The organism is Enterobacter sp. WP_7_1 (assembly GCF_003688535.1).
GTDB classification, from domain to species: domain Bacteria; phylum Pseudomonadota; class Gammaproteobacteria; order Enterobacterales; family Enterobacteriaceae; genus Enterobacter; species Enterobacter asburiae.
On the sequence record NZ_REFK01000001.1, the window covers coordinates 1,002,212 to 1,017,902 of the forward strand.

Here is a 15,691-nt window from a genome sequence, read left to right on the forward strand (position 1 = left end):
AATACTTGAGCCTTACTGCGCATTTCCCTTAAGAAGATGCGCAACTGGTTGAAATACGTTTTAACCTGATAAAAAGGCAAATAACAATGACACTTTCCTCTGTATTGCGTACCAAAGATAAAATAGGCTATGGCTTAGGCGATATGGCCAGCGCGCTGGTCTGGCAAACGGCAACGTTATTTCTCGCTTATTTTTATACAGATGTTTTTGGGCTACCCGCCGCGATTATGGGCACCATGTTTTTAGTGGTGCGCGTGGTTGATGCGTTTGTCGATCCGTGCATTGGCGCACTGGTTGACCGCACCCGGACGCGTCACGGACGTTTCCGTCCCTGGCTGCTGTGGTTTGCCATCCCGTTTGGCGTGAGCTGTCTCATTACCTTCTATGTGCCGGACGTTGGGCCGACGGCGAAAATCGTGTACGCCTGCGTGACCTACGCGATTTTAAGCCTGATTTACTCCGCGATTAACGTGCCTTACTGCGCCATGCCCGGCGCGCTGACGCTGGATCCGCGAGAGCGTCATTCTCTGCAGTCGTGGCGCTTTGGCCTGTCGTTTATCGGCGGGCTGATCGTGACGGTTATTGCCCTGCCGCTAGTCTCACTGTTAGGCCAGGGCAACGTGCAGAAAGGCTATTTCTATGCCATGAGCCTGATGGGGCTACTGGGAATTGTGCTGTTCTTCTGCTGTTTCCTGATGACCCGCGAGCGTTATTCTCCTCGCAATGATACCTCCGGCTCCATGCTCACCGATTTAAAACTGCTGGCCGGGAACAGCCAGTGGCGTATTGTGTTCCTGTTTAATATTTTGCTGTTAACGGCGGTGGTGACGCGCGGTTCCGCCACCCTGTATTACGTAAACTATGTGCTGCTGCGTCCGGATCTGGTTTTTGCCTTTATTGTTTCCGGCATGGTGGCCTCCTTAAGCGGCGCATTATTATCTGAACGGCTGCTGGGGAAATTTGACCGCGTTCGCGCCTACCAGTGGACGATTATCTCCTTTGTTATCTTCGGCGCGCTGATTTTCTTCCTGCCTCCTTCACAGGTGTGGCTCATCTTTGGCCTTAACATCGTCTTTAGCTTTATTCAAAACCTCACCACGCCGCTGCAGTGGACCATGTTCTCCGATGTGGTCGACTACGAAGAGCACCGCAGCGGCCGTCGTCTGGACGGGCTGGTTTTCTCCACCGCGCTGTTTGCCATCAAGTTTGGTCTGGCGCTGGGCGGGGCGGTCGTCGGCTGGGTGCTTGGCATGGTGGATTACGTCCCGGGCCAGGCAACCCAGGCGCCAGGCGTTCTTTCGACCATCAACGCGCTGTTCACCCTTATCCCGTGCGCGCTGTTCCTCTGCATGGTCGCGCTGCTTGCCATCTACAAGCTAAACAGCCGGCTGGTGGATTCCATCGCCCGGGAGCTGGCCAGCAAGCGTGAAGTCAGACCCGAAGCGGGGCAGCTCAGCCCGGCAACCCCTTCCGCACTACAGGAGTAAAACATGACGACTATCTATAAGGACGCGGGACGTCCCGTGCACGAGCGCGTCGCCGATTTACTGGCGCGTATGACCCCGGAGGAGAAGTTCGCCCAGATGCACGCGTACTGGCTGATCCTCGATGAAAACGGTAACCACCGCGAGCGCAGCGACCTCAGCGACGAATTCGCCGGCGTGAGCGAGCAGGCTGCGCTCAGCGAACGGCTTAAGCTGGGCGTCGGGCAGATCACGCGGCCGCTGGGCACCCACATCGTTGACGCGAAAACCGGCGTGCGCGCCGCGAACCGCCTGCAGCGCATGATGATGGAAGAGACGCGACTCGGCATCCCGGCGCTGTTCCACGAGGAGTGTCTGGTGGGGCTGCTGTGCAAAGACGCCACCCTGTTCCCGTCGTCATTGAACTACGGTTCGACCTGGGATCCGGAGCTTGTGCAGCGGGCGGCAGAGCAGATTGGCAAAGAGGCGCGCTCCGTCGGCTGCCAGCAGGGGCTTGCGCCGGTGCTGGACGTGTCCCGCGACGTGCGCTGGGGGCGAACCGAAGAGACCTTCGGGGAAGACCCCTGGCTGGTGGGCGTAATGGCGACCGCCTACGTGAAGGGCTTACAGGGCGATAAGCGCGACCTGCTGGCAACCCTGAAACATTACGTGGGGCACTCGTTCAGCGAGGGGGCGCGCAACCACGCGCCGGTACACCTGGGGTTCAGCGAGCTGAACGACACCTTCCTGCTGCCGTTTGAAATGGCGGTCAAGCTGGCAAACGCCGGTTCGGTGATGCCCGCGTACCACGATATCGATAACCAGCCCGGGCACAGCGACAGCTTCCTGCTGACCACCGTCCTGCGCGAGCAGTGGGGGTTCGACGGGATTATTGTCGCGGATTACGGCGGCGTCAGCCTGTTGCACCAGCACCACGGCATTTCCCACGACGCGGCCGAATCTGCCGCGCTGGCGTTCAACGCCGGGCTGGACGTTGAGCTGCCGAAAGACGACTGCGCGCGGCATCTGGCGGAAGCGGTAGAGCGCGGGCTGATCTCTATGTCGAAGGTCGATGAGATCGTGGCGCGTACGCTGACTGAAAAATTCCGCCTTGGCCTGTTTGAAAACCCGTACGCGGATGAAAATGGTATCGATCTGCAAAACGATATGACCCGCCAGGCCGCGCGGGAGGTGGCGACGAAATCGCTCACGCTGCTGGAAAACAACGGAATTTTACCGCTCGGCGGCAAACCTCGGGTGGCGGTAGTGGGGCCGACGGCAGACGATCCGCTGGCGTTACTGAGCGGCTACAGCTTCCCGGTGCATTTGATCATCAGCGATATGGTGGAAGAGACCTCGCAGGTCACGACCCCGCGCGCGGCGCTGGAGCAGTATCTCGGTGCATCGAACGTCCGCTATGCCAAAGGGTGCCACATCATCGAAAAACGGATGGCGGGCGCGCCGGTCTTCCCTGGCGACAGCGGCGGCAAACCGATGCAGCAGTCGCCGGTTTCACTAAGTACCGCCCTGATCCCCGAGGCCGTGAACGCCGCGCGGGAGAGTGACGTGGTGGTGGCCTGCGTGGGCGATCTCGCCGGGCTGTTCCAGAGCGGTACCGTGGGGGAAGGTTCCGATACCGATTCCCTGAACCTGCCGGGCGTGCAGCAACAGCTGCTGGAAGCGCTGGTCGCCACCGGTAAACCGGTGATTGTGGTCATGACCGGGGGGCGTCCATACAACCTGCAGGGTCTGGAAGACAAGGTCGCGGCGCTGATGATGGCCTGGGCGCCGGGACAGGAAGGGGGCTGGGCGATTGCGGACGTGCTGACGGGGCGGGCGGAGCCGCAGGGTCGCCTGGTGGTGAGCGTGCCGAAAAGCGCCGGGGCGATGCCGTATTACTACAATCACAAGCTCAAAAGCGGCGGTACGCCGTTTGCGTTCCATTTCGGTTCGCGTTACCCGTTTGGCTTCGGCCTCGGCTGGACGACGTTTAGCTGGGGTGCTGTCCGCGTCGCCGAAAGCAGCGTGCCGGTCGACGGTGAGGTGACGCTGAGCGTGGATATCACCAATACAGGAGAGCGCAGCGGCAGCGAGGTGGTGCAGGTTTACGTCAGAGATAAGGTCGCCACGCAGGTGCGGCCGCTTCAGGAGCTGAAGGCCTTCCAGCGTGTCACCCTCTCGCCGGGTGAAACCGCCACGCTCGCCTTTACGCTGCCGGTTGAGATGTTCAACTTCACCCGTCGAGACGGAAAACGCATCGTTGAGCCGGGCGAGTTTGAGCTGCAGGTTGGCGCATCGTCGGCGGATATTCGCGAGGCGGTGACGGTCAATGCGACAGGGGAAATGCGGGTGCTGCCTGCTGAGTGGCGGATGCTCAGTACCTGTGAGGTCAGGCGCGCGTAGTCAGGATAAAAAAAAGCCCATCGTGGGAGATGGGCAAAGACTACACAGCAATTCGTTGTTTCACTCAGGTGGGAAATCATTGATTTATGGGTATGCGATTTCTTAGCATAACCAAAATTAAGTAAGGCTTGTGAATGGACACACAATTTGCACACATATCGCACACAAATAAAAAGGGGTTTGTATGGCGCAAGCTTTATTAAAAACGCACGATTGAAATCATTCTGCGCACCTGTGATAAATCAATCACCATAAAAAAACGGCATCTATAAGAATCAGGCATATGGAGCTAAAAGCCCTTGAAGCTCCATTTACTTCAATGCGGGAAATGCTGAAAAAGTTTCGTGATGGCCTCGTTGCCTCCGACGAGATTGAACGATTGAGGTATCTTGCGACGGCCTCACATGAAGCGCCACACGCTGTTGCTACCGCTTCGCCAATGCAATCCCTTGCCTCAAGCACTAAACCGCCTTAAGAGATCACGGAGGGGCATCCTTAGCGGTCGCCAAAAAAGCGTACTTTGACGCTAACACTGAAAATTATTAAGGCATATTTTGGTTGCATACATAGATTTATTGTTTAGTGTACATCGGAAAATATTCAGATTGTGGAAGAAATAACTAAAGAGCATGTTGTTTATTTAAATCTTGTATGGGTTAAGGAAAATTAACCTCCATTACTAAACAAAAAATTATTACAGCATTGGGTATGCATATTTGTGTTTATATTGGACATTAAAGAATGGATTGATAAAAATCCATACCGGGAGATGCATTCTAAAAAGGTCTGCGCTGAGAAACCTAAAGAAGAAGTTACATCATCTAATCCAGAGGAATAATGGAGCAAGCAGCAGTAACTAAAAACACTCAAAATCATTGGGCTAATGTATACAGATAAAGCGATGCGGGGTAGCGAATTACGGCAAATAATAAAGGATGATTACATCGAAATAGAAGGGGGGTTAAATGCATTAGCTTCAATACGCATGATGAAGGGAAAACAACTAAAACAGAATCAAGTAAACGAAACATACCAATTTGCGATGCACTTATAGCGCTTGACGGATGGATAGAAAAGCACATGATGGGGAATGGATTAAAGAGTGTTATGGATAAAATCAGCAAAGCGTATAAATTTATTCGACTAATGCGCTCAAGCCATTGTGACTGCTACAGTTTGTCTAACAGATTAATTGATGCAAATGCTGATGATGGTATACGAGCATTTATTTTAGGTCATGCATCGCATTGAGTTACGGATAGGATTTATATAACGCGCATCCCATTGCAGAAAATGTTAAAGGCGCTGAATGACGCTAGCTAATTATGTTCACTTCATTCACGCGCTCCATGCTGGTGGGTTGAAAGAATGTGGTTTCTAAGCTTCCTTTTCTTCACCCACCAGCCCCGTAGGGGCGTGAGCGTAGCGAACCTGTTTAATGTAATTGATATATGGTTAACGACTTTCATTTTCAAAAAAAGCTCAGTAGAATAGCGGGAAAAAAGCAGGGGGCTTTTCCATGACAAATCAGATGCATCCTTCATCAGCAAATAAGATTAAAGATTTAATCGAAAAGGCTATTCGCAATCCTGAATTAACAGAAAAATTTTCGTACAGGACACATGAGGAAAATGTCTTCTTTATTATTGAAAAGGAACTGAATAAACGAAAGATTGATTTTAAAATAGATCATGTATCTTGTTCGATAATCTTCGAAAATATCAAAAATGACTTTTTAAAAAATAATGACATTTCATCTGATGAAGGTATTGCAAGACTCATTGAAAGTATTTTTATTTTTTACGAAAAAACCCCTATGGAATACAATGTTCTGTTTCATTTCAGGAGATTAGTTGATTTTCCAAAATTGAAGTGCTTTTCTACCATAAATTTAGAAGTTGGAAAGGAGAATGCTTCCTTTTTATTGCCTGATGAATGCATTGAGTATGTGATTATAAATATAAGTTCAACAGGATATTACTCAGGATGGTACCCTGAATCGTTCATGAAGATAGTTATTCAAAAATTGAATGTTTTATTATTTCTTTTAGAGGAAAATTCAATAATCACTCAATACTCATATAAAAATAGCGGCCAAACATTGTCTTCTTTGTTAAAATGGAGTGGTGGGGAAGAAGTTAAACTACAGATTCTTAACAATGAATACACACAACTCAAGTTATACCCAAAGCTTAGTGATTATATTGAGGCTTTTTATGATAAGTATTCTATCAATGATAATAAATTTACTCAATTAGGTTTGTATAATGCATTCGATGTTGCTAATACACTTGTCTGTGATGAGTCTAAAGAATCACTAAGAATAAAGGCTGCAATTGATTGGTTGATACAATCAAATATCACAGAGGATGATACGATGTCATTTATTCAAACTTGCATGGGACTGGAATCAATTTTTGGAGATGATGATTATGAAGGAAGTTTAACAACTATCCTTTCTGATCGTTGCGCATATTTAATAGGTAGAAATATCAAAGATAGAAATGAGATTAAAAAGATATTTCGCGAAATTTATCAGATTAGATCGAAAATTATTCATGGTGTTAGGAATTTTCTTTCTGAAAAAGATAAAGGGATGTTATATATGGCAAGATCATTTTTAAGAAGATCAATATTGAAAGAATTGGGTAATCTTGGTCTACTGACGCCATCACAGCAGGGATAACCATTCTGTATAAGGCGATTGCGTGCCTTTGTGTGTCATCACCTCTCATCGCTTCCTGTGAAGCCATTGCTCACAAACATCCAACCGTCAGGGCGGGTTAAACAAAACAATGGGGAACTGGTCGACACGTTAAGTATCAACACCAGCCCTTCATGACCTTTAGGCATGAGGGGATTTTCGAGGGTAATCATCACATCATCCCGCAAAAATCCGCAGTCAGAAAATTGTTGTAACACTCGCCTGATTTACGCCTATTGCACACAAATGGTACACCAACGGCACACAGGTAATCGCATACCCTCAACGTACTAAAATCCCTGAAACTCCGTCATTGCTGGTCTGATGCCTGCAATCAGGATAAAAAAAAGCCCATCGTGGGAGATGGGCAAAGACTACACACAGCAATTCGTTGTTTCACTCAGGGGATTTCCATGCTTATAAATCAAGGTGTTGATTTATAACCGTGTGCTAATAGTAGGCATTGTGTTATTTAGCGTCGATCGGATTCGTCTCAATAGTTTAAGAGACGTAAAGATTTCTTGAGGGTAATAGCAGACTTACTGCTGAATGGGCGGGTCTGACCAGTGATTAACGAATAAATACTTTAGCAGCATTAAAGTATCGTGAGGAGAAATGTAGGCCGGGTAAGCGTTAGCGCCACCCGGCAAAAAAACTTAATGCGTGTTCTTCTCTTCCAGCTCTTCCAGTTCGCTCAAAATGACGTCCGGGTCAGTTCCCGGCGGCGGAATTTCATGCACCCAGGCAGAGAACAGACGCCAGGTGACGGCGAGCAGCACCGGGCCAATAAACAGGCCAATCATGCCAAAGGCAATCAATCCGCCAATGACCCCGGAGAGGATCAGGATCAGCGGCAGGTCTGCACCCATGCGGATGAGGATCGGACGAATGACGTTATCCATGGTGCCGACCACGCAGCTCCAGACCAGCAGCACCGTTCCCCACGTGGTATCACCCGTCCAGTAGAGCCAGATAATGCAGGGGACCAGCACCAGCAGCGGCCCCAGTTGCGCAAGACAGGTCATCAGCATGACAACGGTGAACACGGTGGCGTACGGTACGCCGGAAATCGCCAGACCGATCCCGCCCAGCACCGCCTGCACCAGCGCGGTGACCACCACGCCCAGCGCAACCGCGCGTACGGCCTGTGCGGCCAGCAGCACCGCCGCGTCACCGCGTTTGCCCGCCAGGCGGGTGGCAAAGTGACGAACGCCTAAAGCTACCTGCTCGCCGCGCCAGTAGAGCAGGGCGCTGAAGAGCAGCATCAGGGTACAGTGCATCATAAAGCGGCCGATATGCGCCGCCTGACCGACAAACCAGGTGGTGGTGGTGCCAATGTACGGGCGGACTTTTGCCATCAGCGCGCTGCCGCCCATCTCCAGCAGGCTATGCCAGCCGCTGTAGAGTTTTGAGCCCACCACCGGAATGCTGTTCAGCCAGGCGAGATCCGGCAGCGTCAGGTCGCCGCTGCTAATGGCGCGAATAACCGGACCACTGGAATCCACCAGGCTATTCACCAGCAGGGCAATAGGAATAATAAACAGCAGGAACAGCAGGAGCGTCATGACCAGCACGGCGAGCCCGCGACGGCCAAACAGCAGCTTCTGCAGGCGCAGCAGCAAAGGCCACGTGGCGACGACAACGGTCGCAGCCCACGCAAAGCCGAGAATAAAGGGTTGAACAATCCACAGACACGCAATAATCATGAGGGCCAGAAACAGCACCGACAGCAAAATTTGCGCAACATCCCTGGGCTGGCGAAGATTGACCATAAATGAAACTTTCCTTAAAAGAACGCCAGTACCACTGGCGGGAACGGAAAACCGCGTCTCTTTAATCATTAATGATCTCAGCGGTTTTTAACAGGCGAATTCTGCCTGTAATTCAGCAGAGATTATAAGAAAAAAATGTGATAAAACTTTTAAGATACACGCAAACGATTTCATACAACTCTAATTAGGGTCGACGGTCATGATCCCACAGATTTCTCAGGCACCTGGCGTCGTTCAGCTGGTGCTTAATTTTTTGCAGGCACTGGAGCAACAGGGTTTTACAGGTGATACCGCCACGAACTATGCCGACAGGCTGACGATGGCGACCGATAACAGTATCTACCAGCTTCTTCCCGATGCCGTGGTTTTCCCCCGTTCAACGGCCGACGTCGCGCTTATCGCCCGGCTGGCCACGCAGGAGCGGTTTGCCTCGCTGGTCTTTACGCCGCGCGGCGGCGGCACCGGGACCAACGGTCAGGCGCTGAACCAGGGCATCATTGTTGATATGTCGCGCTATATGAACCGCATCATTGAGATCAACCCGGAAGAGGGATGGGTGCGGGTCGAAGCGGGCGTCATCAAAGATCAGCTTAATCAGTATCTCAAGCCGTACGGCTACTTTTTTGCCCCTGAGCTCTCCACCAGCAACCGCGCGACCCTTGGCGGGATGATTAACACGGATGCCTCCGGGCAGGGCTCGCTGGTCTACGGTAAAACCTCCGATCATGTCCTGGGCGTGCGTGCGGTGCTGCTGGGCGGCGATATCCTCGACACCCAGCCGATGCCGGTCGAACTGGCGGAAACGCTGGGCAAAGACAACACCGCCAGCGGGCGCATCTATCGCACCGTGCTGGAACGCTGCCGCGACAACCGCCAGCTCATTCTCGATAAATTCCCCAAGCTGAACCGCTTCCTGACCGGGTACGATCTGCGTCACGTCTTTAACGATGACCTGACCCAGTTTGATTTAACCCGCGTGCTGACCGGCTCCGAGGGAACGCTGGCGTTTATTACCGAAGCGCGGCTGGATATCACCCGGTTGCCGAAAGTGCGCCGTCTGGTGAACGTCAAATATGACTCCTTCGACTCCGCGCTGCGCAATGCGCCGTTTATGGTGCAAGCGCAGGCGCTGTCGGTGGAGACCGTCGACTCTAAGGTGCTCAATCTGGCCCGGGAAGATATTGTCTGGCACTCCGTGAGTGATCTCATTACCGACGTGCCGGATAAAGAGATGCTCGGTCTTAACATTGTGGAATTTGCCGGCGATGATGCGGAGCTGATTGAGCGCCAGGTTACCACGCTCTGCCAGCGTCTGGATGAGCTGATTGCGCAGGGGGAAGGCGGCGTGATCGGCTGGCAGCTCTGTAACGATCTGGCCGGGATTGAGCGTATCTATGGGATGCGTAAAAAAGCCGTGGGCCTGCTCGGCAATGCGAAAGGGGCGGCGAAGCCCATTCCCTTTGCCGAAGATACCTGCGTGCCGCCCGAGCATCTGGCGGATTATATCGTTGAGTTTCGCGCCCTGCTGGACAGCCACGGCCTGAGCTACGGCATGTTCGGCCACGTCGACGCCGGGGTACTCCACGTGCGTCCGGCGCTGGATATGTGCGACCCGCAGCAGGAGATCCTGATGAAGCAGATCTCCGACGACGTGGTGGCCTTAACCGCCAAATACGGCGGTCTGCTGTGGGGAGAGCACGGGAAAGGGTTCCGCGCGGAGTACAGCCCGGCATTCTTCGGCGAACAGCTTTACGCGGAGTTGCGTAAGGTGAAAGCGGCTTTCGACCCGCATAACCGCCTTAACCCGGGTAAAATCTGCCCGCCTGAGGGTGTTGATGCCCCGATGCTGCAGGTGGATGCCGTCAAGCGCGGCACGTACGACAGGCAGATCCCGATTGCGGTGCGCTCGTCCTGGCGCGGCGCGATGGAGTGCAACGGCAACGGCCTGTGCTTTAACTTTGATGTGAAAAGCCCGATGTGCCCGTCGATGAAAATCACCAGCAACCGTATCCACTCGCCGAAAGGGCGGGCGACGCTGGTGCGCGAGTGGCTGCGTCTGCTGGCCGACCGCGGGGTGGATCCGCTCAAGCTGGAGCAGGAGCTGCCGGAAAAACGGGCCAGCCTGCGCTCGCTGATTGAGCGCACCCGCAACAGCTGGCATGCCAACAAGGGCGAGTACGATTTCTCCCATGAGGTGAAAGAGGCGATGTCCGGCTGTCTGGCCTGTAAAGCCTGCTCCACCCAGTGCCCGATTAAAATCGACGTGCCGGAATTCCGCTCGCGTTTCCTGCAGCTTTATCACACCCGATACCTCCGCCCGGTGCGCGACCATCTGGTGGCGACGGTGGAAAGCTACGCGCCGCTGATGGCGCGAGCGCCAAAGACCTTCAACTTCTTTATCAACCAGCCGCTGGTGCGCAAGCTCTCCGAAAAACACATCGGCATGGTCGATCTGCCGCTGCTGTCGGTCCCGTCTCTGCAGCGCCAGCTTGTTGGCCACCGTTCGGCAAACATGACCCTGGAACAGCTGGAGGCGCTCGCTCCGGAGCAAAAAGCGAATGTAGTGCTGGTGGTGCAGGATCCATTCACCAGCTACTACGATGCGCAGGTGGTGGCCGATTTCGTCCGTCTGGCGGAGAAAGTGGGCTACCAGCCGGTTGTGCTGCCGTTCTCTCCGAACGGCAAGGCGCAGCACATTAAAGGTTTCCTGAACCGCTTTGCAAAAACCGCGCAGAAAACGTCTGACTTCTTAAACCGCGTGGCGCAGCTCGGGATACCGATGGTCGGCGTCGATCCGGCGCTGGTGCTTTGCTATCGCGATGAATACAAGCAGACTCTGGGCGATAAGCGCGGCGATTTCAACGTGATGCTGGTGCACGAGTGGCTGCCGATGGCGCTGGCAGATAAGGCTGTTCAGGATGTCAGCGGCGAACCCTGGTATCTGTTCGGCCACTGCACGGAAGTGACCGCGCTGCCGGGTGCCCCCGCGCAGTGGGCGTCCGTTTTTGCCCGCTTCGGTGCGAAGCTGGAGAGCGTCAACGTAGGCTGCTGCGGGATGGCCGGAACCTACGGACACGAAGTGAAAAACCACGCCAACTCGCTCGGCATCTATGAGCTGTCCTGGCATCAGGCGATGCAGCGTTTGCCGCGAAACCGCTGCCTGGCAACGGGCTACTCCTGCCGCAGCCAGGTAAAACGGGTAGAGGGTAACGGCGTACGTCACCCATTGCAGGCTTTACTGGAGATAATTGGATGATCTGGAAACGTGCCGTGACGCTGCAGGCGCTGAACGCCATGGGCGAGGGGAATATGGTGGGGCTGCTGGATATTCAGTTCATCCGAATTGGCGACGATGAGATTGAGGCCACCATGCCGGTCGACAGTCGCACCCACCAGCCGTTTGGTTTATTGCACGGCGGAGCGTCCGTCGTGCTGGCCGAAACGCTGGGCTCGGTGGCGGGGTATCTCTGTACCGAAGGGGAGCAGAAGGTTGTCGGGCTCGAGGTGAACGCTAACCACATTCGCTCGGTGCGCAGCGGGCGCGTGCGCGGTGTGTGCCGCGCGCTGCATACCGGAAGCCGCCATCAGGTGTGGCAAATAGATATTCTCGATGAGCAGGATCGCCTGTGCTGCTCGTCGCGGCTGACCACGGCGGTTGTGTAAAGTTTTCAGATGTTTTGCCTTTGGTCAAAAACTAGCCAGTCCGTTGTGATATACTGGTCAGGTTTTGTACATAAGCGAGGACATCATGGATACTGAAATAACCCCAACACAGCTGGCAATTGAATTTTTACGTCGCGATAAGAGCAACCTGTCTCCGGCACAGTACCTGAAAAAGCTGAAACAGCTTGAGCTGGAATTTACAGATTTGCTGGCGCTCTCTTCGAATGAACTAAAAGAAGAGATCTACTTTGCCTGGCGGTTGGGCGTTCACGTCCATTGAGTACATGAGAGTAAAAGGGCCGCGAGTGCGGCCTTTTTTGTGTCTGAAATTCAGTATCGGGCGGCGGTGAAGCCACCCGATATTTTCCTCAGACATTGACGGCGTTAATCAGCCGCGACTTCATGGACTGATACGCCGACGCCGCAAAATCCTCCGCCCAGCGCTGGTCCTCAATCGCCTCCAGCTGCACCGCGCAGTACTTCGTTTCCGGCGTTTTGGAGATGGGATCGAGATTATCCTGGGTCAGCTCGTTGCAGGCGCCAATCCACCATTGATAGGTCATATAGACGGCCCCGGCGTTGATACGCTCGCTGATGCTGGCGCGGGTAATAACTTTGCCGCGACGCGAGCGCACCCAGACCAGCTGGCCTTCCCTGATGCCCAGATTTTCCGCATCGGCTGGGTTCATTTGCACCCGGCCCGGCTCATCGGCCAGGCTCTGCAGCGCGGCGCAGTTCCCGGTCATCGAGCGGCAGGAGTAGTGCCCCACTTCACGTACCGTACACAGCACCAGCGGGAAATCTGCGTCCGGAGTTTCCGCCGGTGCGCGCCACGGTGCGGCAAAGAGCTGGCCTTTACCGGTTGGGGTGTCGAACTGATTGTCTTTGTACAGGTACGGCGTTCCCGGATGATCCAGCGTCGGGCACGGCCACTGCACGTGGCCCATCTCGCCCATTTTTTCATACGTCACGCCGTAGAAGAGAGGGCACAGCTCGCGCATCTCATCCCAGATCTGCTGGTTGGAGTCATAATGCATCGGGTAGCCCATCTCGGTGGCGAGCAGGCTGATAATCTCCCAGTCGCGCTTCACGTTGCCGCTGGCCTCAATGGCTTTGCCGAAACGCTGGAACCCGCGATCGGCACAGGTAAAGACGCCGCCGTGTTCACCCCAGGAGGTGGCAGGAAGCAGGACGTCCGCCACTTCTGCCGTTTTGGTCATAAAGATGTCCTGAACCACGACAAAGTCGAGCGCCTCAAAACCGCTGCGAACGAGACCGAGATCGGCTTCGGTCTGAAGCGGATCTTCCCCCATGATGTAGTAGGCCTTGACCTTGCCTTTCAGCGCCAGATGGGGCACCTCGGTAATGCGCGTCCCGACCCGATCGTCCATTTTATTGACGTCAATTCCCCATGCATCGGCAAACTTCTGCCTGACCGCCGGATCGGTCACATCCTGATAGCCCGGGAACATATTCGGCAGAACGCCCATATCGCAGGCGCCCTGAACGTTGTTTTGCCCGCGCACGGGACCGACGCCGACGGCAGGGCGGCCGAGGTTGCCGGTCAGCAGCGCCAGGCTGGAAAGCCCTTTGACCACATCCACGGCCTGACCAAACTGGGTCACGCCCATCCCCCACATCACGGTGGCGGAAGGGGCCGCCGCGAAGGTACGCATTGCCTGGCGAACGTCGCGGGCGGGAATGCCGGTAAGATGCTCAACCTTCTCCGGCGCATAGTCTTTCACCGTCTGGCGATAGGCCTCAAGCCCCTCCGTAAAGCGCGCCACGTAGCTTTTGTCGTAGAGCTCCTCTTCCAGCAGCACGTAGCCAAAGGCGTTCACCAGCGCCATGTTGCTGCCGTTTTTCAGCTGCAGATGCTGGTCGGCGATGCGCGCCGTTTCAATGCGCCGAGGATCGCAGACGATGATTTTTGCGCCGTTTTCCCGCGCTTTCAGCACGCGCCGGGCGACGATAGGGTGGGAGTCCGCGCAGTTATAGCCAAACACCAGCAGGCATTTTGAGTTTTCAATATCGTTGATTGAGTTGCTCATCGCGCCGTTGCCGAGCGTTTCCTGTAAACCGGCTACGGAAGGGCCGTGACAGACGCGCGCGCAGCAGTCCACGTTGTTGGTGTTCAGCACCGCGCGGGCAAATTTTTGCATCACATAGTTTGTTTCATTGCCGGTTCCGCGAGAGGAACCGGTGGTCATGATCGACCGCGGCCCTTGCTGCGCTTTAATACTGCTGAGCCTGTGGGCGGTGTAGCGGATAGCCTCTTCCCAGGTAACGGGAGTGAATGCCTCGCCTTTGCGGTAGCGGATCATCGGCTGGGTCAGGCGCGGGGTGAGCAGACGGGTATCGTTGAGGAAGTCCCAGCCGTAAAAGCCTTTCAGACACAGGGTGCCCTGGTTTGTGACGCCTTCTGCGGCTTCGGCACGGATGATACGGTTATTTTCAACGACAAGGTTTAATTTACAGCCTGCACCGCAGTAGGGGCAGACGCTGGCGATCTTTTTCATCAATAACAGACCTGTTAAGAAATGAAGCAAAGTTGACTGGAAAACCCAGTCCCGTAAGCAGAGCTAAGCAGGAACCGTGCCAGGTTGGCTTTGCTGGTTTAACAGGGTGTCAAGCGGGGAAGGCGCGTGTCATCGTCAGGCTGTTCGTCAGTTTTGACGATGACACGAAAGCAGGATGAGTGGCCGTGAAATTACAGGTCGTCCATGGTGTAGCCCACGACAATTTCCAGCGTCTTGCGAATCACATCCGCCTGGACAACATCGTGGGTCGCTTCCAGCGTCTGAATGAGCCAGAGGATTATCGCTTTGTTGGACAGATGGCCTTCGGAGGCCAGAACACAGCGTACTGCAGTAGAAAAAACAGCGGACTCTTCAGCAAAACGATCGCCTGCGTGACGGAAATATTCCGACAGCGCACTGTCTAAAAAAGCAGAGTGGTATTCGGGTTGAAGCTGAATATTTTGTCTCATTTGTTCTCACCGTAGCTGTTAAATTGCAGTCAATGTATTTTTTTGGGGTCGGACGGTTTTCCACTTCCAAATAAAGGCACTACATTGTCTCTGTTATCGTTGAGAGGTCCCTCTCTGTTCGTTCGTCCTTGCGCGGTTCTGCGACGTTTAAAGGCGATGCTGTTTGAGCCGATCTCGGCAATCACCACCGCAAGTGTCTCCCGCCGCCGGGGATCCTTTTCATGTTCTTTCATTACCCGCAGACGCTGCAGCAATCCTTCGGTTGTCACTGGCCCCCGCTCTTTCAGAAGAGAGAGAACGGCTTCACCGATAAGCGTGTCGATCAGTCGGTCTGCGTCACTGCTATTCATCACGTTACCGTTCGAAGAGCAGACCAAGCAGCATGTGGTAGTGCTCTTCCTCTTCCGGACCATCGGCCCTTTCGAGGCGGCTGAGCAGTTTGGTACAGAGCGATTTGCGATTCAGGTTTCGCCCGTCGCTGAGGATTTCGACAACCACCTGGCCCAGCGTCTCCTGCTGGGTGGGAAGTGCCGCCTTTTCGAAGTACTGTGCGATCGCTGCTGCGGAATCTGTGGCGTAACCTTTCTGCTGCATGTTTCGCTCCTGTAAAATTTTGTAATCACTAACGTTACAATTAAGGTATACACAATTCCTAAATCTGTACATACAAAATGTACAGATTTTTAATATTTTTATG

Annotated in this window: 11 protein-coding genes and 2 other RNA genes; 6 read left to right on the forward strand and 7 right to left on the reverse strand. The window is 54.0% G+C overall.

The window, feature by feature from the left end:
- The first annotated feature begins 86 nt into the window (after nucleotides 1–86).
- Nucleotides 87–1,487, forward strand: coding sequence for an MFS transporter (locus BJ885_RS04985; RefSeq protein WP_121931315.1), 1,401 nt, complete (start codon nucleotides 87–89; stop codon nucleotides 1,485–1,487).
- Nucleotides 1,488–1,490: 3 nt separating this feature from the next.
- A complete protein-coding gene (locus BJ885_RS04990) occupies nucleotides 1,491–3,866 on the forward strand; it encodes a glycoside hydrolase family 3 N-terminal domain-containing protein (RefSeq protein ID WP_121931316.1) in 2,376 nt (791 codons plus the stop codon).
- 5 nt (nucleotides 3,867–3,871) lie between these two features.
- On the opposite strand, the gene rprA (BJ885_RS04995) is transcribed toward BJ885_RS04990, so the two are convergent.
- Nucleotides 3,872–3,978: antisense sRNA RprA (gene rprA, locus BJ885_RS04995), an RNA gene on the reverse strand.
- Nucleotides 3,979–5,385: 1,407 nt separating this feature from the next.
- On the opposite strand from rprA (BJ885_RS04995), the gene BJ885_RS05005 reads away from it, so the two are divergent.
- On the forward strand, nucleotides 5,386–6,552 hold the full coding sequence (locus BJ885_RS05005) for a HEPN domain-containing protein (protein ID WP_052194047.1): 1,167 nt from the start codon (nucleotides 5,386–5,388) through the stop codon (nucleotides 6,550–6,552).
- A 357-nt stretch (nucleotides 6,553–6,909) separates the two neighbouring features.
- Here the strand turns inward: BJ885_RS05005 and rprA (BJ885_RS05010) are convergent.
- Together rprA (BJ885_RS05010) and ydiK are read right to left on the reverse strand one after the other, a co-directional pair.
- Nucleotides 6,910–7,017, reverse strand: an RNA gene (gene rprA, locus BJ885_RS05010) — antisense sRNA RprA.
- Nucleotides 7,018–7,226: 209 nt separating this feature from the next.
- Nucleotides 7,227–8,342: an AI-2E family transporter YdiK gene (ydiK, locus tag BJ885_RS05015; RefSeq protein ID WP_029739766.1), complete on the reverse strand. Its 1,116-nt coding sequence runs from the start codon at nucleotides 8,340–8,342 to the stop codon at nucleotides 7,227–7,229.
- 199 nt (nucleotides 8,343–8,541) lie between these two features.
- On the opposite strand from ydiK, the gene BJ885_RS05020 reads away from it, so the two are divergent.
- From BJ885_RS05020 to BJ885_RS05030, 3 genes are all read left to right on the forward strand, one after another.
- The gene (locus BJ885_RS05020; RefSeq protein ID WP_121931317.1) at nucleotides 8,542–11,598 is read left to right on the forward strand and encodes an FAD-binding and (Fe-S)-binding domain-containing protein; all 3,057 of its coding nucleotides are present in this window, start codon (nucleotides 8,542–8,544) and stop codon (nucleotides 11,596–11,598) included.
- On the forward strand, nucleotides 11,595–12,005 hold the full coding sequence (menI, locus tag BJ885_RS05025; protein ID WP_121931318.1) for a 1,4-dihydroxy-2-naphthoyl-CoA hydrolase: 411 nt from the start codon (nucleotides 11,595–11,597) through the stop codon (nucleotides 12,003–12,005). Before BJ885_RS05020 ends, menI begins: the two co-directional genes overlap by 4 nt.
- Before the next feature lie 85 nt (nucleotides 12,006–12,090).
- Entirely contained in the window at nucleotides 12,091–12,285 is a 195-nt protein-coding gene (locus tag BJ885_RS05030) for a YdiH family protein (RefSeq protein ID WP_147449209.1), read from the forward strand.
- Nucleotides 12,286–12,373: 88 nt separating this feature from the next.
- Here BJ885_RS05030 and fdhF read toward each other — a convergent pair whose 3' ends face one another.
- The 4 genes from fdhF to ycgZ form a co-directional block, all read right to left on the reverse strand.
- On the reverse strand, nucleotides 12,374–14,524 hold the full coding sequence (fdhF, locus tag BJ885_RS05035; protein WP_121931320.1) for a formate dehydrogenase subunit alpha: 2,151 nt from the start codon (nucleotides 14,522–14,524) through the stop codon (nucleotides 12,374–12,376).
- Nucleotides 14,525–14,715: 191 nt separating this feature from the next.
- Nucleotides 14,716–14,994 carry a biofilm/acid-resistance regulator YmgB/AriR gene (locus tag BJ885_RS05040; protein ID WP_023311323.1) on the reverse strand — a complete coding sequence of 93 codons (279 nt, stop codon included), beginning with the start codon at nucleotides 14,992–14,994 and terminating at the stop codon, nucleotides 14,716–14,718.
- A 29-nt stretch (nucleotides 14,995–15,023) separates the two neighbouring features.
- Complete coding sequence (locus tag BJ885_RS05045; RefSeq protein ID WP_029739770.1) at nucleotides 15,024–15,344, reverse strand: hypothetical protein; 321 nt, start codon at nucleotides 15,342–15,344, stop codon at nucleotides 15,024–15,026.
- A gap of 4 nt (nucleotides 15,345–15,348) precedes the next feature.
- Complete coding sequence (ycgZ, locus tag BJ885_RS05050; protein WP_029739771.1) at nucleotides 15,349–15,588, reverse strand: regulatory protein YcgZ; 240 nt, start codon at nucleotides 15,586–15,588, stop codon at nucleotides 15,349–15,351.
- Nucleotides 15,589–15,691 lie beyond the last annotated feature (103 nt).